The 22,239-nt window shown below is 61.7% G+C and carries 22 protein-coding genes; 13 read left to right on the top strand and 9 right to left on the bottom strand.

From position 1 onward, the window contains the following. Positions 1 to 233: 233 nt before the first annotated feature. Positions 234 to 1,727 carry a CoA-acylating methylmalonate-semialdehyde dehydrogenase gene (locus J1N02_RS17020; protein ID WP_092358893.1) on the bottom strand — a complete coding sequence of 498 codons (1,494 nt, stop codon included), beginning with the start codon at positions 1,725 to 1,727 and terminating at the stop codon, positions 234 to 236. A gap of 39 nt (positions 1,728 to 1,766) precedes the next feature. Continuing rightward, on the bottom strand, positions 1,767 to 3,116 hold the full coding sequence (locus tag J1N02_RS17015; protein WP_027607942.1) for an aspartate aminotransferase family protein: 1,350 nt from the start codon (positions 3,114 to 3,116) through the stop codon (positions 1,767 to 1,769). A gap of 126 nt (positions 3,117 to 3,242) precedes the next feature. Here J1N02_RS17015 and J1N02_RS17010 point away from each other — a divergent pair, with 126 nt between their 5' ends. The 6 genes from J1N02_RS17010 to J1N02_RS16985 all read left to right on the top strand — a co-directional run bounded on the left by J1N02_RS17010 (position 3,243) and on the right by J1N02_RS16985 (position 9,235). Continuing rightward, positions 3,243 to 4,163: a LysR family transcriptional regulator gene (locus J1N02_RS17010; RefSeq protein ID WP_027607943.1), complete on the top strand. Its 921-nt coding sequence runs from the start codon at positions 3,243 to 3,245 to the stop codon at positions 4,161 to 4,163. A gap of 88 nt (positions 4,164 to 4,251) precedes the next feature. Further along, entirely contained in the window at positions 4,252 to 5,646 is a 1,395-nt protein-coding gene (locus J1N02_RS17005; RefSeq protein WP_027607944.1) for a uracil-xanthine permease family protein, read from the top strand. 87 nt (positions 5,647 to 5,733) lie between these two features. After that, complete coding sequence (locus J1N02_RS17000) at positions 5,734 to 6,393, top strand: TetR/AcrR family transcriptional regulator (protein ID WP_027607945.1); 660 nt, start codon at positions 5,734 to 5,736, stop codon at positions 6,391 to 6,393. A 12-nt stretch (positions 6,394 to 6,405) separates the two neighbouring features. Beyond that, positions 6,406 to 6,987 (top strand): IMPACT family protein, encoded by a 582-nt coding sequence (locus tag J1N02_RS16995; RefSeq protein WP_027607946.1) that lies wholly within the window; start codon positions 6,406 to 6,408, stop codon positions 6,985 to 6,987. A gap of 56 nt (positions 6,988 to 7,043) precedes the next feature. After that, the gene (locus J1N02_RS16990) at positions 7,044 to 7,730 is read left to right on the top strand and encodes an SDR family oxidoreductase (RefSeq protein WP_065940974.1); all 687 of its coding nucleotides are present in this window, start codon (positions 7,044 to 7,046) and stop codon (positions 7,728 to 7,730) included. Positions 7,731 to 7,876: 146 nt separating this feature from the next. Then, complete coding sequence (locus tag J1N02_RS16985) at positions 7,877 to 9,235, top strand: 8-oxoguanine deaminase (protein ID WP_421147509.1); 1,359 nt, start codon at positions 7,877 to 7,879, stop codon at positions 9,233 to 9,235. A gap of 59 nt (positions 9,236 to 9,294) precedes the next feature. Here J1N02_RS16985 and J1N02_RS16980 read toward each other — a convergent pair whose 3' ends face one another. Continuing rightward, entirely contained in the window at positions 9,295 to 10,386 is a 1,092-nt protein-coding gene (locus J1N02_RS16980) for a calcium:proton antiporter (protein WP_027607949.1), read from the bottom strand. Between the two features lie 194 nt (positions 10,387 to 10,580). On the opposite strand from J1N02_RS16980, the gene J1N02_RS16975 reads away from it, so the two are divergent. Continuing rightward, positions 10,581 to 11,534 carry an adenosine deaminase gene (locus J1N02_RS16975; RefSeq protein WP_027607950.1) on the top strand — a complete coding sequence of 318 codons (954 nt, stop codon included), beginning with the start codon at positions 10,581 to 10,583 and terminating at the stop codon, positions 11,532 to 11,534. 72 nt (positions 11,535 to 11,606) lie between these two features. On the opposite strand, the gene J1N02_RS16970 is transcribed toward J1N02_RS16975, so the two are convergent. Then, positions 11,607 to 12,302 carry an ArsR/SmtB family transcription factor gene (locus J1N02_RS16970; protein WP_421147508.1) on the bottom strand — a complete coding sequence of 232 codons (696 nt, stop codon included), beginning with the start codon at positions 12,300 to 12,302 and terminating at the stop codon, positions 11,607 to 11,609. 137 nt (positions 12,303 to 12,439) lie between these two features. Further along, positions 12,440 to 13,366 carry a LysR family transcriptional regulator gene (locus J1N02_RS16965; protein ID WP_421147507.1) on the bottom strand — a complete coding sequence of 309 codons (927 nt, stop codon included), beginning with the start codon at positions 13,364 to 13,366 and terminating at the stop codon, positions 12,440 to 12,442. Between the two features lie 115 nt (positions 13,367 to 13,481). Here J1N02_RS16965 and J1N02_RS16960 point away from each other — a divergent pair, with 115 nt between their 5' ends. The 3 genes from J1N02_RS16960 to J1N02_RS16950 all read left to right on the top strand — a co-directional run bounded on the left by J1N02_RS16960 (position 13,482) and on the right by J1N02_RS16950 (position 15,143). After that, positions 13,482 to 13,775, top strand: a complete 294-nt coding sequence (locus tag J1N02_RS16960; RefSeq protein WP_108573600.1) for a putative quinol monooxygenase — start codon at positions 13,482 to 13,484, stop codon at positions 13,773 to 13,775. Between the two features lie 24 nt (positions 13,776 to 13,799). Then, positions 13,800 to 14,813, top strand: a complete 1,014-nt coding sequence (locus tag J1N02_RS16955) for a zinc-binding alcohol dehydrogenase family protein (RefSeq protein ID WP_027607954.1) — start codon at positions 13,800 to 13,802, stop codon at positions 14,811 to 14,813. 147 nt (positions 14,814 to 14,960) lie between these two features. Beyond that, positions 14,961 to 15,143, top strand: a complete 183-nt coding sequence (locus J1N02_RS16950) for a hypothetical protein (RefSeq protein ID WP_027607955.1) — start codon at positions 14,961 to 14,963, stop codon at positions 15,141 to 15,143. Between the two features lie 8 nt (positions 15,144 to 15,151). Here the strand turns inward: J1N02_RS16950 and J1N02_RS16945 are convergent, their stop codons facing one another. Beyond that, the gene (locus tag J1N02_RS16945; protein WP_027607956.1) at positions 15,152 to 16,345 is read right to left on the bottom strand and encodes a multidrug effflux MFS transporter; all 1,194 of its coding nucleotides are present in this window, start codon (positions 16,343 to 16,345) and stop codon (positions 15,152 to 15,154) included. Positions 16,346 to 16,430: 85 nt separating this feature from the next. Then, a complete protein-coding gene (locus tag J1N02_RS16940; RefSeq protein WP_027607957.1) occupies positions 16,431 to 16,628 on the bottom strand; it encodes a heavy-metal-associated domain-containing protein in 198 nt (65 codons plus the stop codon). A 147-nt stretch (positions 16,629 to 16,775) separates the two neighbouring features. Here J1N02_RS16940 and J1N02_RS16935 point away from each other — a divergent pair, with 147 nt between their 5' ends. The 3 genes from J1N02_RS16935 to cueR all read left to right on the top strand — a co-directional run bounded on the left by J1N02_RS16935 (position 16,776) and on the right by cueR (position 19,836). Next, the gene (locus J1N02_RS16935; protein WP_027607958.1) at positions 16,776 to 17,156 is read left to right on the top strand and encodes a hypothetical protein; all 381 of its coding nucleotides are present in this window, start codon (positions 16,776 to 16,778) and stop codon (positions 17,154 to 17,156) included. A 65-nt stretch (positions 17,157 to 17,221) separates the two neighbouring features. Then, a complete protein-coding gene (locus J1N02_RS16930) occupies positions 17,222 to 19,438 on the top strand; it encodes a heavy metal translocating P-type ATPase (RefSeq protein WP_421147506.1) in 2,217 nt (738 codons plus the stop codon). Next, entirely contained in the window at positions 19,435 to 19,836 is a 402-nt protein-coding gene (gene cueR, locus J1N02_RS16925; RefSeq protein WP_027607960.1) for a Cu(I)-responsive transcriptional regulator, read from the top strand. Before J1N02_RS16930 ends, cueR begins: the two co-directional genes overlap by 4 nt. Before the next feature lie 80 nt (positions 19,837 to 19,916). On the opposite strand, the gene J1N02_RS16920 is transcribed toward cueR, so the two are convergent. Together J1N02_RS16920 and J1N02_RS16915 are read right to left on the bottom strand one after the other, a co-directional pair. Continuing rightward, entirely contained in the window at positions 19,917 to 20,816 is a 900-nt protein-coding gene (locus J1N02_RS16920) for a PA4780 family RIO1-like protein kinase (protein ID WP_027607961.1), read from the bottom strand. A gap of 133 nt (positions 20,817 to 20,949) precedes the next feature. Continuing rightward, on the bottom strand, positions 20,950 to 22,227 hold the full coding sequence (locus J1N02_RS16915; RefSeq protein ID WP_098480434.1) for an acetyl-CoA C-acetyltransferase: 1,278 nt from the start codon (positions 22,225 to 22,227) through the stop codon (positions 20,950 to 20,952). Positions 22,228 to 22,239 lie beyond the last annotated feature (12 nt).

Here is a 22,239-nt window from a genome sequence, read left to right as displayed (position 1 = left end):
GACCCTACCAACGCCTTCTGGGCTTCGATGAACTGAAGCAATCCGCTGCTTTATTCTGCATAACTCGTTGTTTACCAAGGAGTTTTACGTTTCGACTGCGCCGGAAGTGGGGCGAATTATAGACGTCCAGGATCTGCCGTCAACCTTCTTTTTCATCTTTCTGTCATATAAGTCAAAAACGCCCAAAAACGCAAAAGCCGGCCCCAAGGAGCCGGCCTTCTGCTTACTGAGCCTTACAGACTAGGGAAAGCGAATTGCGACGCTTCATGGCTGGCCCGTTGCGGCCAACGCTGGGTGATCGCCTTGCGGCGGGTGTAGAAACGCACCCCATCCGGCCCATAGGCGTGCAAGTCGCCAAACAACGAACGCTTCCAGCCACCAAAGCTGTGATACGCCACCGGTACTGGCAATGGAACATTCACACCGACCATACCCACTTCAATTTCGTCACAGAACAGACGCGCCGCTTCCCCGTCACGGGTGAAGATGCACGTACCGTTGCCATACTCGTGATCGTTGATCAGTTGCATCGCCGCCTCCAGGCTGCTCACCCGGACCACGCACAATACCGGCCCGAAGATCTCTTCCTTATAGATGCGCATCTCAGGCGTCACACGGTCAAACAAACTCCCCCCTAGGAAGAAGCCGTCTTCATTCCCGGCAATACTCAGTCCACGACCATCAACCACCAACTCCGCACCAGACGCAACACCGTCTTCTATATAGCCGCTGACCTTATCCCGCGCCTGGCCCGTCACCAATGGCCCCATATCCAGCCCACAGGTAGTGCCCGCACCGATCTTCAGCGCCTTGATCTGCGGCACCAGCTTGGCGATCAACGCATCCGCCACCTGATCACCGACGCACACCGCCACCGAGATCGCCATGCAGCGTTCGCCGCAGGAACCATAGGCCGCGCCCATCAAAGCACTGACCGCGTTATCCAGGTCAGCATCCGGCATCAGCACCGCATGGTTCTTCGCCCCACCCAACGCCTGTACGCGCTTACCACGCTTGGTCGCTTCGGAATAGATGTACTCGGCAATCGGCGTCGACCCCACAAAACTCAGGGCCCTGACTTCCGGCGCCTCGATCAACGCATCCACCGCGCCCTTGTCGCCGTGCACAACACTCAGCACACCTTTGGGAAGACCGGCCTCCTGCAGCAGTTGCGCGATCAACAGCGTCGAACTCGGATCACGCTCCGAAGGCTTGAGGATGAAACAGTTACCGCAAACAATCGCCAGCGGATACATCCACAGCGGCACCATCGCCGGGAAGTTGAATGGGGTAATACCCGCCACCACGCCCAACGGCTGGAAATCAGACCAGGCATCGATATTCGGCCCAACATTGCGGCTGTACTCGCCCTTGAGAATCTCCGGCGCCGAGCACGCATACTCCACGTTCTCGATCCCGCGCTTGAGTTCGCCGGCGGCGTCTTCCAGCGTCTTGCCGTGCTCTTCACTGATCAGCTGCGAGATGCGTGCTTCGTTCTGCTCCAGCAATTGCTTGAACCGGAACATGACCTGGGCGCGCTTGGCCGCCGGCGTGCTGCGCCAAGCCGGAAAGGCCGCCTTGGCCGAGTCGATAGCACGTTGAATGGTTTCGCGGCTGGCCAATGGCACCTGGTGAATCACCTGGCCGGTGGACGGGTTATACACATCGGCAGTACGGCCGGACTCACTGACCAACTCACCGTTGATCAAATGCTGGATAAGGCTCATACAGGGCTCCTGAAAAGTTGTTCTATATAGAAGGAGAAATCAGTCGATCTTGTTCAGCACTTCGCCGACCGCATCGAACAGACGATCCAGGTCCTGCGGTTTGCTGTTGAAGGTTGGCCCGAACTGCAGCGTGTCACCGCCAAAGCGCACATAGAAGCCCGCTTTCCACAGAGCCATGCCGGCCTCGAATGGACGCACGATGGCATCACCGTCACGCGGCGCAATCTGAATCGCACCGGCCAGGCCGTAGTTACGGATGTCGATCACGTTCTTGCTGCCCTTCAGGCCGTGCAGCGCATTCTCAAAGTGCGGGGCGACTTCGGCCACGCTCTGCACCAGGTTTTCCTTCTGCAGCAGGTCCAATGCGGCCAGCCCTGCCGCGCAGGCAACCGGATGCGCCGAGTAGGTGTAGCCGTGGGGGAATTCCACAGCGTACTCAGGCGTCGCCTGATTCATGAAAGTCTGATAGATCTCGCTGCTGGCAATCACCGCGCCCATGGGGATCGCGCCGTTGGTGACTTGCTTGGCGATGCACATCAGGTCCGGGGTCACGCCGAAGCTATCAGCGCCAAACATCGAACCGGTACGACCGAAGCCCGTGATCACTTCGTCGAATACCAACAGAATGTTGTGCTGGTCGCAGATCTCACGCAGGCGCTTGAGGTAACCCTGTGGCGGCACCAGCACGCCAGCGGAGCCGGCCATCGGCTCGACAAACACCGCGGCGATGTTCGACGCGTCGTGCAGTTCGATCAGTTTGAGCAACTCATCGGCCAAGGCGATACCGCCCTGCTCCGGCATGCCCCGGGAGAACGCATTGCTCGCCAGCAGGGTATGCGGAAGATGATCAACATCCATCATCGCCTGACCAAACATCTTGCGGTTGCCGTTGACGCCGCCCAGGCTGGTACCGGCGATGTTCACACCGTGATAACCACGGGCGCGACCGATCATCTTGGTCTTGGTGGCCTGGCCCTTCAGGCGCCAGTAGGCACGCACCATCTTCACCGCGGTATCGGCACACTCGGAACCGGAGTCGGTGAAGAACACGTGATTCAGGTTGCCTGGGGTCAAATCGGTAATTTTTTCCGCCAGCTGGAAGGACAGTGGATGGCCGTACTGGAAGCCTGGGGAGTAGTCCAGCGTGCCCAGTTGCTTGGCGACCGCCTCCTGGATTTCCTTGCGCGTATGCCCGGCGCCACAGGTCCACAGGCCCGACAACGAGTCGTAGACCTTGCGCCCCTTGTCATCGGTCAACCAGCTGCCTTCGGCGGCCACGATCAGGCGCGGGTCACGCTGAAAGTTACGGTTGGCGGTGTAAGGCATCCAGTGCGCGTCCAACTTCAGTTGGCTGGCCAGGGACGATGGGGCGTTTTCGGGCATGTTCATCAGCAAAACCTCGCAGGGCAACAGGCAGCGTCGGGATTGAAAAAGCGTTGTTGCAGCTAAATTGCCACGGGGATAAAGTCGGTGAAATCCAACTCTTCTAACCTTCAGTCAGGCCTTCACTAAACTATGAGCAGCCGTCGACCCGATCCCCTGGCCCAAGTCAGCGACTTCGATATTCGCCTGCTGCGCATCTTTCGCAGCGTCGTGGAGTGCGGCGGCTTCTCGGCGGCGGAAACCGTGCTCGGCATCGGCCGCTCCGCCATCAGCCAGCAAATGAGCGATCTTGAGCAGCGGCTCGGATTAAGACTTTGCCAACGTGGCCGTGCCGGTTTCTCGCTGACCGAAGAAGGCCGGGAGGTCTACCAATCGGCCCTGCAACTATTAAGCGCCCTGGAAAGTTTCCGCACCGAGGTCAACGGCCTGCACCAGCACTTGCGCGGCGAGTTGATCATCGGCCTCACCGACAACCTGGTCACGCTGCCCCACATGCGCATCACCCACGCCCTGGCGCAGTTGAAGGAACGCGGGCCGGACGTACAGATCCAGATCCGCATGATCGCCCCCAATGAGGTCGAACAAGGCGTACTCGACGGCCGCCTGCATGTCGGTGTGGTGCCCCAGGCCAGCGCCCTGTCCGGTCTGGAATACCAGGCGCTGTACAGCGAACGCTCGCTGCTTTACTGCGCGGTTGGCCACCCCCTGTTTTATGCCGACGACAAGCAACTGGGCGACGAGCGCATCGACGCCCAGGACGCCATCGCCCCCACCTTCCGCCTGCCCGCCGAGATCCAGGCCCACTACCAGGCGCTCAACTGCACCGCCAGCGCCTCGGACCGCGAAGGCATGGCATTCCTGATTCTCACCGGTCGCTACATCGGTTACTTGCCCGACCACTACGCCAGCCTATGGGTGCAACAAGGCCGACTGCGCGCGCTGAAACCGGCTACGCGCTTTTACGATTTAAGCCTGGCATCGGTCACGCGCAAAGGCCGTCGCCCTCATTTGGTGCTGGAAAGCTTCCTGGAAAGCCTGGCGGCAACGCGCTAACTCGGGCTTCGCGCAAAAAGCTGAGCACCTGGACAGCTTTTTGCAAGGACACAGGGACCTAGAACCGTCCGCCTCGAGTTTGCTTGCCATGCCACCAGAATCCTCCAGCCCCAGCGACCTGATCTACGGTCTCAATGACCGCCCCAAACCCGCTCCTGCATTGCTGGCCGCACTGCAACATGTGCTGGCCGCCTTTGTCGGCATCATCACGCCACCGCTGATCATCGGCTCCACATTGGGCCTGACCGCACACTTGCCCTACCTGATCAGCATGGCGTTGATGGTGTCCGGCGTCGGCACATTCATTCAGGCCCGCAGGCCATTTGGGATCGGCGCCGGGATGATCTGCCTGCAAGGCACCAGCTTTGCGTTTCTCGGCGCGGTGCTGTCGGCCGGCTTTCTGGTCAAGCAACGCGGCGGCAGTCCGGAAGACATCATGGCGATGATCTTCGGCGTGTGCTTTTTCGGCGCTGCCGTGCAGATCATTCTCAGCCGCTTTATTGGTCAGCTGCGCCGAGTGATCACCCCGCTGGTGACCGGGATTGTCATTACCCTGATCGGCATCAGCCTGATCAAGGTCGGTATCACCGACCTGGGCGGCGGTTTCAACGCACCGGATTTCGGCGCACCGACCAACCTTGCGTTGGGCCTGTTCGTGGTGCTGACCATCATCTTGCTCAATCGCTCCAACACACCCTGGGTGCGGCTCTCGGCAATCATCATCGGCCTGGCCCTCGGCAGCCTCGCCGCCTGGTTCAGCGGCAAGCTGGTGCCCCAGGCCCTGGGCGACTTGCCTTTGGTCAGCCTGCCGATCCCGTTTCGATTCGGCTTCAACTTCGACTGGAGCGCCTTCCTGCCTATCGCGCTGATTTATCTGATCAGCAGCATCGAAACTGTCGGCGACCTCACCGCCAACTGCATGATCGCGCGCCAGCCCATCAGCGGCCCTTCCTATATAAGCCGGCTCAAAGGCGGCGTCCTCGGCGATGGCGTCAGCTGCATGATCGCCGCCACGTTCAGCGCTTTCCCCAACACCACCTTTGCCCAGAACAACGGCGTGATCCAACTGACCGGCGTGGCCAGCCGTTACGTCGGCCTGTACATCGGCGTGGTGCTGTTCTGCCTGGGCTTGTTCCCGCTGATCGGTGCCGTGCTGCAACAAATCCCCAAGCCCGTGTTGGGCGGCGCAACCCTGGTGATGTTCGGCAGTGTGGCCGCCGCCGGCGTACGCATCCTCGCCCAGGCACCACTGGACCGTCGCAGCATGCTGATCATCGCCACCTCGTTCGGCGTCGGCCTGGGCATCGCCGCTCAACCGAACCTGCTGCACCTGATGCCGACCCTGGTGCAGAACCTGTTCGACTCGGCCATCACCAGCGGTGGCCTGACCGCGATCGTGTTGTGCCTGTTGCTGCCGGAATCCAAGGTGCCCGCTCCTGCCGCAAACCACGCGCAGGAAAGCGACACCCTGGAACCGCTTTGACGGTTTTATTGCATCGGGACTTGTCTGGGGCTTGAGGGTGGGTTATCTGTGCACACGTCGTCTCTATCGATCAGCACGGAAACCTCCATGAGCCTCGAAGTTCCTGCCCACAGCAACCACGCCGGTAAGCCCGCCAGCCGCATTCGGCAAAAGAACGAACAAGCGATTCTCCAGGCTGCTGAAGATGAGTTCGCGCGCCATGGCTACAAGGGCACCAGCATGAACACCATCGCTGCCAGCGCCGGGCTGCCCAAGGCCAACTTGCACTACTACTTCACCAACAAGCTGGGCCTGTATATCGCAGTGCTCAGCAATATCCTCGAACTGTGGGACAGCACCTTCAACACGCTGACCGCCGAGGACGACCCGGCCGTGGCCCTCTCCCGCTACATCCGCACCAAGATGGAGTTTTCGCGGCGCCAGCCCCAGGCCTCGCGGATCTTCGCCATGGAAATCATCAGCGGCGGCGAATGCCTGACCGAATACTTCAGCCAGGATTACCGCGCCTGGTTCAGTGGGCGGGCGGCGGTGTTCCAGGCCTGGATCGACGCCGGCAAGATGGACCCCATCGACCCCGTGCACCTGATCTTCCTGTTGTGGGGCAGCACTCAGCACTATGCCGACTTCGCCACCCAGATCTGCCGCGTCACCGGTCGCACCAAGCTGACCAAGCAGGATATGGAAGACGCCGGCACCAACCTGATCCACATCATTCTCAAGGGCTGCGGCATCAAGCCGGCCCTCTAGACGAAGCCATCTATGTCTTTCACGCTCACCGGCCTTTGCGAGTTCCGCGAAGAAATTCGCAAAAGCCGCTTCATTACCTTGGCCGCACCGATCACCAGCCCGCAAGAAGCCCAGGCATTTTTCGAGCAGCACAGCGACCTTAACGCCACGCACAACTGCTGGGCCTGGAAGCTGGCCGATCAATACCGCAGCAGTGACGACGGCGAACCCGGCGGGACCGCAGGGCGGCCGATCCTGGCGGCCATTGAGGCCCAAGGTTTTGATCAGGTCGCAGTGCTGGTGATTCGCTGGTATGGCGGCATACAACTCGGTACCGGCGGCCTGGCCCGCGCCTATGGCGGCGGTGCGAACAAGTGCCTGCAAAATGCCGAGCGCATCGAACTGATCAGCCGCGTGCCGCTGAGTTGCGCCTGCGGATTCTCCGAGCTGAACCTGGTCAAATTGCGCGTCGCCGAGTTGGGCGGGCTGGTGCTGGAAGAAACCTTCACCGCCAATGGCGTGGAGTTACAACTGGCCCTGGGCGAAGCCCACATCGACACCCTGCAAACCCAGCTCGCCGACCTGAGCCGTGGGCGCATCCTGCTGCAACGCTGAAACTGCTAATGTTGTTCGCTGAACACCCTGAACCGCGACTTTTAAAGGAAGCCTTCATGTCTACGCCAAAAACCGCACTGATCATCGGCGCCTCACGCGGCCTGGGCCTCGGCCTGGTCAAGCAATTGCTCCAGGACGGCTGGGACGTGACCGCCACCGTGCGTGACCCGAACAAGGCCGATGCCCTGAAAGCCGTGGGCCCGGTACAGATCGAGAAACTCGACATGGATGATCAGCAAGCCGTGATCGCCCTGAACCAACGCCTCAAGGACCGCACCTTCGACCTGTTGTTCGTCAACGCAGGCGTCAAGGGCCCTGCCAATCAAGAACCTGGCCATGCCACCCTGGCGGAAGTCGGCCAGCTGTTCTTCACCAACGCTGTGGCGCCGATCAACCTGGCCCAGCGCTTTGTCGGGCAGATCCGCAAGGACAGCGGCGTGCTGGCGTTCATGAGTTCAGTACTGGGCAGCGTGACCATCCCCGATGGCTCGGACCTGGCGCTGTACAAGGCCAGCAAGGCCGCACTCAACTCCATGACCAACAGCTTCATTACCCAACTGGGCGATCACAAACTTACCGTGCTGTCGCTGCACCCGGGCTGGGTGAAGACTGACATGGGCGGCGAAAACGCGCACATCGATGTCGACACCAGCGTGCGCGGCCTGGTAGACCAGGTGAACGCCTACACCGGCAAGGGCGGCCATCACTTCGTGGACTACAAGGGCGACACCATCGCCTGGTAAGCCGCACAGGGTCGTTATCGAGCGATTGCCGTCGATAACGATCCGCGCGTAGACTGCGCACCTCGCCCTCACCGGCGACCCTGGATCAGCAGACAGGGCATCACTGAGCTGGCAAACCTGAACCCATCATTCAGAGGAGCCGGCCAATGCCTGCGACCCGTATCTGGTTAAAAAACCCCCTCGCGATTTTCACTGCCAACGGCCTAGACGCCCGTGGCGGCCTGGTGCTGCAAGACGGTGCGATCACCGAAGTGCTGGCCCAAGGCCAAGAACCCGCACAGCCCTGCACCCAAGTGTTCGATGCGCGTGAGCATGTGGTCCTGCCCGGGCTGATCAACACCCACCATCACTTCTATCAGACCCTGACCCGCGCCTGGGCGCCGGTAGTCAATCAGCCGTTGTTTCCCTGGTTGAAAACCCTGTACCCGGTCTGGGCGCGACTGACTCCGGAAAAACTCGCCCTGGCGTCGAAGGTGGCGCTCGCGGAGTTGCTGCTCTCGGGCTGCACCACGGCGGCAGACCATCACTATCTGTTCCCCGATGGCCTGGAAAACGCCATCGATGTACAAGTCGACAGCGTGCGCGAACTGGGTATGCGCGCCATGCTCACCCGCGGTTCCATGAGCCTGGGCGAAGCCGACGGCGGCCTGCCACCGCAACAGACCGTGCAACAGGGCCAAGTCATCCTCGACGACAGCCAGCGCCTGATCCGCGAATATCATCAACGCGGCGACGGCGCGTACATCCAGATTGCCCTGGCGCCCTGCTCACCGTTTTCCGTCACCCCGCAAATAATGCAAGCCAGCGCCGAACTGGCCAACAGCCTGGATGTGCGCCTGCACACCCACCTGGCCGAAACCCTCGACGAAGAAGATTTCTGCCTGCAGCGCTTCGGCCTGCGCACGGTGGATTACCTGGACAGCGTCGGCTGGCTCGGCCCGCGCACCTGGCTGGCCCATGGCATTCACTTCAACCCGGATGAAATTGCCCGCCTGGGCGCCGCCGGTACGGGCATCTGTCATTGCCCAAGCTCAAATATGCGCCTGGCCTCCGGCATCTGCCCGACCCTGGACCTGATCGCTGCCGGCGCCCCCATCGGCCTGGGTGTGGACGGCTCTGCCTCCAACGATGCGTCGAACATGATCCTCGAAACCCGCCAGGCCCTGTACATCCAGCGCCTGCGTTACGGCGCCGAAAAGATCACCCCCGAAGGCGTGCTGGGTTGGGCGACCAAGGGGTCGGCGCAGCTACTGGGGCGTACGGATATCGGTGAACTGGCCGTAGGCAAACAGGCTGACCTGGCGCTGTTCAAACTGGATGAGCTGCGTTTTTCCGGCAGCCATGATCCGATCTCCGCATTGCTGCTGTGCGGCGCGGATCGGGCGGACCGGGTGATAATCGGCGGCAAATGGCGGGTTATCGACGGACAGGTGGAAGGCCTGGACCTGAAAGGCTTGATCGCCGATCACAGCCAGGCGGCACGGCGGCTAATCGCCGGAACCTAAACCAGACACCGCTCGACATGTGGGAGGGCAATCGCCTTCCCACTTGAAGTGCACGGTGCTTACAAGCCCAACAGCGACAACATGATAAAGGTCGCAAACAACACAAAATGGGTCATCCCTTCGATGGCATTGGTTTCGCCATCGTTGAGGTTGATCGCACTGACGATCAGCGTGATAAACACCATCACCGTTTGCACCGGCGTCATCGCCATCTGGAACGGCTGGCCGGTGTAGAGTGCCATGGCCTCCATCACCGGCACCGTCAGGATCACCGTCGACAACGACGCGCCCAGGGCAATGTTCACCACCGACTGCATGCGGTTGGCCAATGCGGCGCGCAAGGCCGTCAGAATCTCCGGTGCCGCCGAAATAGCCGCCACCACAATCGCCGTGATCACCGGCGGTGCGCCCGTGCCTTCCAGGCCCAGGTCGAGGGTCTTGGACATCACCTCGGCCAGCGCGCCAATCACAATCACGCCAAACACCAGGGTACCGATGGAGAACGCCAGGTTCACCGGCGGCGACTCTTGTTCCTCCGGCAGCTTCTTGCGACGCTTTTCCGGGTAGCTGTAGCTGAAGAAATAACTGTGGGGCCCTACCTGCATGCGCAGGAACAAGGTGTAGAGCACCACCATCGCGCCGATGGTGAAGGCCGAGTAAATTTTCCAGTCGGCTTCGGGGATAAATTCCGGCACCACCATCGACACGCCCATGGCGGTCAGGATCATTACGCTGTAGGTCCGCGCCGAATCATCATTGTAGGACTGTTCGCCATGCTTGATGCCGCCCATCAACGCTGCCAGGCCGAGGATGCCGTTGATATCGAGCATCACCGCCGAATAGATGGTGTCCCGCACCAAGGTGGGTGATGGCTCGTTGCTCATCATGATCGCCAGGATCACCACCTCCACCAGCACTGCGGCGAGAGTCAGGATCATAGTGCCGTAGGGATCGCCGACCTTTTCCGCCAGTTGCTCGGCATGGTGGGCCACGCGCATCGACGCCACGACGATAAAACCGATCAACACCACGCCGGCCAACAGTGCCACGATTTGCCCGCTGTGCAGCATCCAGTGCTCCAGCGGGTAGGCGGCGATGGCGGCAATCAGCGCCAGCAGCATGAATTTTTCTTGCTTGAGGGATGTGAGCATTCCGGGCCTTTTAGTACGGCAAATCAGTCATTGATGGGGTACAGACTGCGCCAAGCCGCTAACGTTTCGTTACACCTTAGTTCACACAGCCCTTGCGTGAATAAATCGAATACTCTCCTGCTGGTCAGGTTTTGCCGATTATTTCAGCCATGGCCTGTAGAATGCCGCCATTGCACCTGATGAGAATTTAGAAAATGTACGATTGGCTCAACGCCCTGCCCAAGGCTGAATTGCACCTGCACCTGGAGGGCTCGCTGGAACCTGAGCTGCTGTTCGCCCTGGCCGAGCGCAACAAGATCGCGCTGCCGTGGAACGACGTGGAAACCCTGCGCAAGGCCTATGCCTTCAACAACCTGCAAGAGTTTCTCGACCTCTATTACAAGGGCGCCGATGTGCTGCGCACCTCCCAGGATTTCTACGACCTGACCTGGGCCTACCTGCTGCGCTGCAAAGCCCAGAACGTGATCCACACCGAGCCCTTCTTCGACCCGCAAACCCACACCGACCGTGGCATACCGTTCGAAGTGGTGCTCAACGGCATCGCCGCGGCGCTCAAAGATGGCGAACAGCAGCTGGGCATCACCAGCGGCTTGATCCTCAGTTTCCTGCGCCACCTGAGCGAAGCCGAAGCCGAGAAAACCCTCGACCAGGCGCTGCCGTTCCGCGATGCGTTTGTGGCCGTGGGCCTGGACAGTTCGGAAATGGGTCATCCGCCGAGCAAGTTCCAGCGAGTGTTCGACCGTGCCCGCCACGAAGGCTTCCTCACCGTCGCCCACGCCGGTGAGGAAGGCCCGCCCGAGTACATCTGGGAAGCGATCGACCTGCTGAAAATCCAGCGTATCGACCATGGCGTACGCGCCATCGAAGACGAGCGCCTGATGCAGCGCATCATCGATGAGCAGATCCCGTTGACCGTCTGCCCGCTGTCCAACACCAAACTTTGCGTGTTCGACGACATGGCCCAGCACAACATCCTCGACATGCTCGAGCGTGGCGTGAAGGTCACGGTGAACTCGGATGACCCGGCGTACTTCGGCGGCTATGTCACCGAAAACTTCCACGCGCTGTACACCTCGCTGGGCATGACCCAGGACCAGGCCAAACGCCTGGCGCAGAACAGCCTGGATGCGCGCCTGGTAAAACCCTGACTGCACGCAAAGTCATCATCGCCAGGTCCATGGAATCAAAAAGGCCAGGGCGATGATGGCAAACCCTCAAGGCTAAGGTTGTTCGGACATGGCCAATCGGGCGATTTCTGCCAGCCCGTTGTCGTTGAGCTGCACCGCCTGGGACTCATTGACCAGGCTGATCCAGTTCGATTGCAGGAACAACTGCAACAGCCCCGCACCCAGCGCGCCGCCCAGGTGCGGTTGCCGCTGGCTCCAATCGAAGCAGTCGCATACCAGTGGCGACGCCAGCGCCTGGGTATAAATACCCAGGCCTGCCAGGTGCTGTGCGCCCTTGATCGTCACCTCAATGCGTTGCTCATGACGCTCGATCCACCCCGCCGCCAACATCCGCTCATGCAGCTGCGCCGCCACTTCGCCGCCGAGGTGGCCCTGGCACATCCGCGCATGTCGCAACAATGGCGGCGCCACCAACACCGGCGGTGAAGCATGTGGCGCACTACGTGCGGCGCTGGCCAGGGTCGTACTGGCCAAGGCATCGATGGCGACGCTGACATCGGCAGCCGCCACGCGGAACAGTCGCTTGCCACGCCGGCCCTCGGTACGCAGCAAACCACTCCCCGTCAGCCGTGCCAGATGGGCATTGGCCGAGGCGGGTGACAGCCCGGCAAGCGTTGCCAATTCCTCCGAGGACTTGGCCGAGCCGTCCATCAGGGACCAGAGCATGGCGGTGCGTTTGGGTTCGGCGAGCAAGCTGGCGATCTGACTGATGCATGGTGCCTCTTCCATCGATTCACTCCCTGTCGAATTATTTTTCTGCTGCGGTGGGCGCCAAAGTATAGGTGCGTAAACCAGCGGTTCCGCGGCGTCTGACAGCATGAATAGGGACAGGAGCTGAGTGAAATTTCCTTGTGTGATGGAGGCTGTTACGGCGTACCCAATCGCTCCGGCAATTGAGCGGTCAATGTCGCACAGCGCGACACGAGCATTTCCCGCAACAGGTTGATGGGTTTGCTCAACTGGGCCCGATGGGCGCACAGCAAATTGAGCGGTGTGCGCTCGCCACGCAACTCAGGCAAGACCAGGCGCAAGCGCCCGGCCAGCACATCGGTGCTCACATCCAGCCAGGATTTGTAGGCAATGCCCACGCCCGCCACCGCCCAGCGGCGCACCACATCGGCATCGTCGCTGAAGCGATCACCACCGACCGTGAGGCTGACTTCGCGTTTGCCATCGTGAAAGCTCCAGTGGTCATGCACTCGGCTGCCAAGCATGTAAAGCAAGCAATTGTGCTGGGCCAATTGCTCCAGCTGTCGCGGCTCGCCATAACGCGCGAGATAGCTGGGGGCTGCGCACAACACGCGAACGTTGTGCGGCGCGACGGGCAGGGCGACCAGGCTGGAGTCTTCGGGCTCGCCATAGCGCAGGGCAATGTCCACCGGCTGGCGGAACAGGTCGGCAATCCGATCGCCCAGCAGCAGGCGCACGGTGAGTTGCGGGTACTCGTGCTGAAATTCTTCCAGCCAGGGCAGTAATTGGTTGCGGCCGAAATCCGAAGGGGCCGAGAGTTGCAACACCCCGCTGACATGGTCCTGGCCACTGGCCAACAATCGCCGTCCTTCGTCCAGGGCGCTCAACGCAGTCCGGGCATATTCCAGGAAGCCTTCACCTTCGGCGGTCAGGCGCAGGCTGCGGGTGGAGCGCGCCAGCAAACGCGTGCCCAGCTGCTGTTCGATACGCTTGAGCGCCGCGCTGGCCACGGCGGGCGACAGGTCCATCACCCGCGCCGCCGCCGACAAACTGCCCAGGTCCGCGGCGCGTACAAACAACTGCAAATCATCAAAACGCAGCATTCAACCACCCATTATCAAAATATTATTGAAACAGAGTGCTGTTTTAGCCGCTTTTATCTTGCAGGGAAATGGCCAATCATCTGCCCATCCCGTTATCACGTGTCTGGAGTTGAATATGCCCACAGCCTTTAACGTCATCGCCACGCTGATCGCCAAACCTGGCCAACAGGCCACCTTGGAGCCGCTGCTGCGCGACCTGCTGGAACCTACCCGTCTTGAAGCCGGCTGCGAGCAATACGACCTGCACCAGGACCTGCAACACCCTGAGACCTTCTACATGCTCGAACGCTGGAGCGATGACGCCGCACTGGCCGACCACGACCAGAGCGCGCATATCCAACATTTTCGCGCTAAAGCCGCTGATGTCATCGAACATTTCGAACTCAAGCGCCTGAAGTTTCTCGCCTGATCACCGCCTTTTTCCGGAGCCCCCATGAAAGCCATTGCCTATTACGCATCACTGCCGATCAACGATGAAAAATCCCTGCAAGACATCCAGCTGCCGGAGCCCGTCGCCGGCCCCCGCGACCTGCTGGTAGAAGTCAAAGCCATCTCGGTCAACCCGGTGGACACCAAGGTGCGCCAGAACGTCGCCCCTGAGAACGGCGCGGCCAAAGTGCTGGGCTGGGACGTGGCCGGTGTGGTCAAGGCCGTCGGCAGCGAAGTGAGCCTGTTCAAAGTCGGCGACAAGGTGTTCTACGCCGGTTCCCTGGTCCGGCCGGGCGCTAACAGCGAACTGCACACCGTCGATGAGCGCATCGTCGGCCATATGCCCAAGAGCCTGGGCTTTGCCGAAGCCGCCGCGCTGCCGCTGACCGCCATCACCGCCTGGGAGCTGCTATTCGAACGCCTGCAAGTGCGTGAAGGTAAAGAGGCTGAAGGCCAGAGCCTGCTCATCGTCGGTGCCGCCGGTGGCGTGGGTTCGATCCTGACCCAACTGGCCAGCCAGCTCACCGCCTTGACGGTGATCGGCACCGCGTCGCGCCCGGAAACCCAGGAATGGACCAAGGCACTCGGCGCCGACCTGGTGATCGACCACAGCCAACCGCTGAGCGAAGCGCTGAAACAAGCCGGCCACCCGCAGGTGACCCATGTCGCCAGCCTGACCCAGACCGAGCATCACCTGGACCAACTGGTCGAAGCGCTGCAACCCCAAGGCAAGCTGGCGCTGATCGACGACCCCAAGGCGCTGGACGTGAGCAAACTCAAGCGCAAGAGCCTGTCGCTGCATTGGGAGTTCATGTACACGCGCTCGATGTTCGAGACGCCGGACATGATCGAGCAGCACAACCTGCTCAATCGCGTGGCCGAACTGATCGACGCCGGCATCTTGAAAACGACGGTGGGCGAACACTTCGGTGTAATCAATGCGGCGAACCTGCGCCGTGCCCATGCCCTGCTGGAAAGCGGCAAGGCCAAGGGCAAGATCGTGCTGGAAGGGTTCTGAAGATAACGTCTGTCAGTGTCGTCCGTTATTCGTGTGAGTGATGGACGACACCGCTAGTCAGAGAGTTGATCTTTGTCATATTTGTGAGCGTATTCGGGTTTATATTGGCCGCCTTTGCCACGATTCTTTTACGTGAGGAAGTCAGCAATGAAAATCCTGATAAAAGCGTTAGCAAAATCCCCCGGCAATAAATGGCAGGTTCGCCTCGACGGCGATGCGTTCACCTTCCGCAGCGAGGCCGAGGCCCGCGCCTTCGCCGATACCCTGCAAGCCCGTATCCAGGCTCCTCACCGTTTTCCACTCAGCCAGCAACGCTCCGCCGCTGGCTGACCTGCATTTCAGCCCTGCGCCTGCGTGGCCCTTGCCCGTTGCAGGCGCTGGGTCGACATCGCAATCGTCACCGCCAACACCCCGCACAAGCTGATGACCATCGCCATCGGCATCGCCGTGCCGTCGTGCAGCACGCCCACCAACGAAGCCGCCCCTGCCGCCACGCCAAACTGAATGCAACCGAGCAAGGCCGACGCGCTGCCGGCCCGGGCGCCCTGCCCGCTCATGGCGCAGGCCGAGGTGTTGGGCAGAATGCAGCCCAGGCTGGCGATACAGATGAACAGCGGTACCAGCAACGGCCATAACGCTTCGGTGCGCAAGGCCGCGATGCCCAACAGCGACAGCGCCGCCAGCAGATAGACCCACACCGTGCGCGACAGCAGAAACGCCGGGCCACGCTTGGCCAGCAGCCGCGCATTAACCTGTGCAACCAGGATAAACCCGGCGGCGTTGGAGCCGAACAGCCAGCCGTAATGCTCGGCGGGCACGCCGTAGAGTTTGATAAATACGAACGGGGAGCCGGCGATGTAGGCAAACATCCCGGCAATCGAAATGCCCCCGGTCAGGGCGTAACCGAGGTAGACCCGGTCTGACAACAGCGCGCCGTAGCGGCGCAGCGACCCGGACAAGGGTTGACGCGGCTGATGGGCCGGAAAGGTTTCCGGCAAACCGACCGCCACGGCAATCGCCGCCATCACGCTGAAGATCGACAGCGCGAGGAAAATCGACTGCCAGCCCCATAACCCGACCATCACCCCGCCTGCCAACGGCGCAAGGATCGGCGCCAGGCCGGTCACCAGCATCAGTTGCGAATACACCTTCGCCGAGCCCACCGCATCACATTTGTCACTGACCACGGCGCGGGAAATCACCATGCCCGCGCAACCGCCGAGGGCCTGCACGAAACGTGCGCCAATCAGCCATTCCAGGGACGGCGCATACGCGCAGGCAAAGGACGCCAGGGTAAACAGGGTTACGCCGCTGAGCAGCGGGCCGCGTCGACCAAAGCGGTCTGCCAGTGGGCCGTAGATCAGTTGGCCGATGGCCAGGCCGGCGAAATACACCGCCAGGGTCAACTGGATATGTTTTTCGTCGGTCCCGAAGGCCGTCGCCATGGCAGGAAAGCCAGGCAGGTAGAAATCGATCGCCAGCGGCGCGAAGGCGCTCAAGGCGCCCAGAATCAGGATTATGCGAAGGTTCATCAGGCACCCAAGTGTGTCGGCAGCCCGACAGTTTAGCCGCGCTTGGGTGCATTGAATACGATAGCTCGCTAACTATTTGAATGGGTCAGGCGAGCTTGGCGCTGTAGCCCTCTTCGCTGATCAGGCTGATCACTTCCTCGGCAGACAGGCGGCTTTCGACGCCCACCTCTTTCGCCGCCAGGTCGACCTTCACGCTGGCCGCCGGATCCTGGCTCTGCACCGCCTGGGTCACGGCCCGGACGCAGTGGCCACAGGTCATTCCTTCAACGCTGAATATTTGCATGACATGACTCCTTTGATGAGGTTGAACCCAGTCTCGACCTTGCCACGATGGCAAGGTCAAGTTCTGAAACTTTCGGCCGGGCTGGTATTACACCGCGGCGTCGGCCAAGCTTCACCCATCTTCGATTCAATCCACGGAGCATTCGCCATGCGCTGGTCGTTTTTTGGCCTTGTCGGCCTGATGAGCTTGTCTGCCGCTGCGCCCCAGGCCCTCGCCGCAGAAGACTATGCGGTGCTGATCATTTCCCGCGAACGCCTGGAAGTACCGACCAATTGCGAGATCGGCCTGTACATCCAGGACCAGTTGGCCGGGCGCCTGTTCCAGGAACAGTCCACCTCGTTCAACCTGCCCGCCGGCAATGTGTCGCTGCGCCTGAAACTGCTGCCGGGCCAATCACCGGGTTGCTTGCCGGGCCTGCTCGCGCCGCCGGCGCAGAACATCACACTCAAGGCCGGTGACGTACGCAAGTTGCGCATTGCCCAGGGCCCGGAAGGCATGTACCTCAAACCCGCCGCACTGGAATACTGAAGACGCTTGACCTTCCCCACAGGTCAAGGTTGATCCTGGGGGCAACTTCTCTGGAGGACTGCCCCATGAATGGATCCACCACCTTTGACCTGCCCATCGGCGGCATGACCTGCGCCAGTTGCGCCGGGCGTGTCGAGCGCGCGCTGGGTAAAGTGCCGGGGGTGCAAAGCGTCAGCGTCAACCTGGCCAACGAGCGCGCCCACGTCGAAGTGCTGGGCCAGATCGACCCGGCCGTACTGATCGCCGCCGTCGACAAAGCCGGCTACACCGCCAGCCTGCCGCAAAGCGAAACCAGGACCGAGGCCGATCAGGCTCAACGCCTGCACCGCGAGCGCTGGTCGCTGCTGCTGGCGATTGTGCTGGCATTGCCCCTGGTGCTGCCGATGCTGGTGCAGCCCTTCGGCCTGCACTGGATGCTGCCGGCCTGGGTGCAGTTCCTCCTGGCGACCCCGGTGCAATTCATCTTCGGTGCACGCTTCTATATCGCAGCCTGGAAGGCCGTACGGGCCGGCGCCGGCAATATGGACCTGCTGGTGGCCATCGGCACCAGCGCCGGTTACGGCCTGAGCCTCTATGAATGGCTGACCGCGCCCTCGGGCACCATGCCCCATCTGTACTTCGAAGCGTCGGCCGTGGTGATCGCCCTGGTGCTGCTCGGTAAATACCTGGAGAGCCGCGCCAAACGCCAGACCGCCAGCGCCATCCGCGCCCTGGAAGCCCTGCGCCCTGAACGCGCGATACGTGTACAGGCTGGCCGCGAGGAGGATGTGGCCATCAGTGCGCTCAAGCTTAATGACCTGGTGCTGGTCAAACCCGGCGAGCGCTTCCCGGTGGACGGTGAAGTGGTAGAAGGCCAGAGCCATGCCGATGAGGCATTGATCAGCGGCGAAAGCCTGCCGGTGCCGAAGCAACCTGGCGACGCCGTCACCGGCGGTGCCATCAATGGCGAAGGCCGCCTGCTGGTGCGCACCACCGCGCTTGGTGCCGAAAGCGTACTGGCGCGCATCATCCGCCTGGTGGAAGACGCCCAGGCCGCCAAGGCACCGATCCAGAAGCTGGTGGATAAGGTCAGCCAGGTATTCGTGCCGACCGTGCTGGTCCTGGCGTTGATCACGCTGGTGGGCTGGTGGCTGTACGGTGCGCCGCTGGAGACCGCGATCATCAACGCCGTGGCGGTGCTGGTGATCGCCTGCCCGTGCGCACTCGGGCTGGCCACACCGACCGCCATCATGGCCGGCACCGGCGTCGCCGCACGCTACGGCATCCTGATCAAGGACGCCGAAGCGCTGGAACGCGCCCATGAAGTGAGCACCGTGGTGTTCGACAAAACCGGCACCTTAACTTCCGGCACCCCGAAAATTGCCCATTTGGCGGCAGTGGATGGCGATGCAGCCACATTGCTGCAACAGGCCGGTGCGCTGCAACGCGGCAGCGAACACCCGTTGGCCAAGGCGGTGCTGGATGCGTGCAGCGAGCAAGGCCTGACGGTGGCGGACGTAAGCACCAGCCAATCCCTGACCGGACGTGGCATTGCCGGCACCCTCGACGGGCGCCAACTGGCATTGGGGAATCGGCGCCTGCTGGAAGAGAGCGGCCTGGACGCGGGTGGGCTGGCCGACTCTGCCACCGCCTGGGAGGCCGAGGGCCGCACCTTGTCCTGGCTGATCGAGCAAGGCGCACAACCCCGTGTGCTCGGGCTGTTTGCCTTTGGTGACACGCTCAAGCCTGGCGCGCTGGAAGCGGTGGCACAACTCAAGGCCCGACACATCGGCAGCCACTTGCTCACCGGCGATAATCGCGGCAGCGCCCGCGTCGTCGCCGAAGCGCTGGGCATCGATGACGTACACGCCGAAGTCCTGCCCGCCGATAAAGCCGCCACCGTCGCCGAACTGAAAAAAACCGGCGTGGTGGCCATGGTCGGCGACGGCATCAACGACGCCCCGGCCCTGGCTGCCGCCGACATCGGTATCGCCATGGGCGGTGGCACCGACGTGGCCATGCATGCCGCCGGTATCACCCTGATGCGCGGCGACCCACGCCTGGTCCCGGCCGCCCTGGAGATCAGCCGCAAGACCTACGCCAAAATCCGCCAGAACCTGTTCTGGGCCTTTGTGTATAACTTGATCGGCATTCCCCTGGCCGCATTCGGCCTGCTCAATCCGGTGCTTGCAGGTGCGGCCATGGCCTTGTCCAGCGTCAGTGTCGTGAGCAATGCCTTGCTGTTGAAAACCTGGAAACCAAGCACTTGGAAACAGTCGCACTTGGAGGATCAACGCCCATGAACATCGGCCAAGCCGCCCGGCAAAGCGGGCTGAGCGCGAAGATGATTCGCTACTACGAATCCATCGGCCTGCTCAAGGCGGCCCATCGCACCGACAGCGGCTACCGCATCTACGGCACCGATGACCTGCACACCCTGGCGTTTATCAAACGCTCGCGGGACCTGGGGTTTTCATTGGAAGAGGTGGGCAAACTGCTGACCCTGTGGCAGGACCGGCAACGGGCCAGCGCCGATGTGAAAGCCCTGGCGCGCCAACATATCGATGAGCTGAACCAGAAGATCCTGGAGTTGGGGCAACTGCGCGATACGTTGCAGGACCTGGTGGAACACTGCCACGGGGATGACCGGCCGGATTGTCCGATTCTCAAGGAGTTGGCGTCGGGAAGCTGCTGCGCGTGAGGCTCTAACTGACTAACTACAAAACCAATGTGGGAGGGGGCTTGCCCCCTCCCACATTTTGATCCTCATCCAGCCACGGATCACTGCATCCAGGGCGGCGGCGGCGGTTCTTCCGACGCTTTGCTCGGTGGCGCATCATCCGCCGCCCGAATGGCCTGGCGCCGTTCTTCATCCAGCCGCGCCGCTTCGATCTCGCGGATCACACCGCCCACGTCCGCCAGCTCTTCCGGCTCGTCGAACTCGCCGGTCAATACGCTGGCCGGGTGCAAGGTGCCGGCTTCGTAGAGCGCCCACATTTCCTTGGCGTACTTGGTCTTCTTCAACTCCGGGGCAAAACGCCCGAAGTAGGAAGCCATGTTGCCCACATCCCGCTCCAGCATGTTGAACGCGTGGTTGTTGCCCGCCGCATCCACTGCCTGGGGCAGGTCGATAATGACCGGGCCGGTCGGCGTGAGCAGTACGTTGAACTCGGACAGGTCACCGTGCACCAGGCCGGTACACAGCATCAGCACGATCTGGGAAATCAGGAAGGCGTGGTATTCACGCGCCTGGTCCGGCTCCAAGGTCACGTCATTCAGGCGTGGCGCGGCATCGCCGTACTCGTCGGCCACCAGTTCCATCAACAGCACGCCTTCGAGGAAGTCGTATGGCTTGGGCACGCGAACGCCCGCACCGGCCAGGCGGAACAACGCCGCTACTTCGGCGTTCTGCCAGGCATCTTCGGTTTCTTTCTTGCCGAATTTCGAGCCCTTGGCCATGGCCCGGGCCTGCCGGCTGTTACGGACCTTACGGCCTTCCTGGTATTCGGACGCTTGACGAAAACTTCGTTTGTTCGCCTCCTTGTAAACCTTGGCGCAACGCAATTCATTGCCGCAGCGCACCACATAAACAGCTGCTTCTTTACCACTCATGAGTGGGCGCAGCACTTCGTCGACCAGACCGTCTTCGATCAGGGGTTCAATGCGTTTAGGAGTCTTCATCAGCTTTTATTGTGGGTCCTTTATTACCAAATACGCGTATGGCACTCGTTATACGGCAATCGGCTCGCCGGTGGGAGGGGCTACCGACCTCTGACCACTCAAGAATGCATCCAATATGCCAATTTCGGCGAATTCACCGTTCGATGATCGCCGTCACGCCCTGGCCGCCGGCGGCGCAGATCGAAATCAGCCCGCGCCCCTTGCCCGCCGCGTCGAGCAACTTGGCCAGGTTGGCGACAATGCGCCCACCGGTGGCGGCAAACGGATGCCCGGCCGCCAGGGAACTGCCCTTGACGTTCAGGCGGCTGCGATCGATGGCCCCTAACGGTGCGTCCAGCCCGAGGCGCGTCTTGCAGTAATCCGCATCCTCCCAGGCCTTGAGCGTGCACAACACCTGGGCCGCGAAGGCTTCGTGGATCTCGTAGTAATCAAAATCCTGCAGCGTCAGGCCGTTGCGCGCCAGCAAGCGGGGCACCGCATACACCGGCGCCATCAGCAGGCCTTCGGCGCCGTTGACGAAATCCACCGCCGCCGCTTCGCCATCGCGCAGGTACGCCAGGATCGGCAAACCACGCGCCTGGGCCCACGCCTCGCTGCCCAACAGCACCAGGGATGCACCGTCGGTGAGCGGTGTGGAATTGCCGGCCGTGAGCGTGCCTTTTTCGCTGCGTTCGAACGCGGGCTTGAGCGCGGCGAGTTTCTCCAGGCTCAGGTCGGGACGCAGGTTGTTGTCACGGGTCAGGCCCAGAAACGGCGTGAGCAGATCGTTATGCCAGCCTTCGGCATAGGCAGCGGCCATTTTATGGTGGCTCTCGAGGGCGAGTTGGTCCTGCTCGGCACGGGGAATCTGCCAGGTCTGTGCCATCAATTCGCAATGCTGGCCCATGGACAAACCGGTGCGCGGCTCGCCGTTACGCGGCAGCTCAGGCCTGAGGTGCTGGGGACGAAGTTGTAACAGGACTTTTAATTTATCCGCCATGGACTTGCTGCGATTGGCTTGCAGCAGGATCTTGCGCAGCCCTTCATTCACGCCGATAGGCGCGTCGGAGGTGGTATCCACCCCCCCGGCAATCCCGCATTCGATCTGGCCCAGGGCGATCTTGTTGGCCACCAGCAACGCCGCCTCGAGCCCCGTGCCGCACGCCTGCTGAATGTCATAGGCCGGGGTTTGCGGCGACAGGCGTGAACCCAGCACGCATTCACGGGTGAGGTTGAAGTCGCGGGAATGCTTGAGCACCGCGCCGGCGGCCACCTCACCCATGCGCAGGCCGTGCAGGTTGTAGCGTTCGATCAGGCCCTCCAGGGCCGCGGTCAGCATCGCCTGATTGCTCGCCGTGGCGTAAGGGCCATTGGAGCGGGCGAAAGGAATGCGGTTACCGCCAATGATCGCTACACGGCGCAATTGAGTCATGGAAAGCTCCCT

Origin of the sequence: Pseudomonas sp. NFX5 (assembly GCF_049132125.1) — a bacterium.
Classification (GTDB): domain Bacteria; phylum Pseudomonadota; class Gammaproteobacteria; order Pseudomonadales; family Pseudomonadaceae; genus Aquipseudomonas; species Aquipseudomonas marginalis.
The sequence above is the reverse complement of the archived record's forward strand: the minus strand, read 5'-3'. Positions and strand labels throughout refer to the sequence as shown.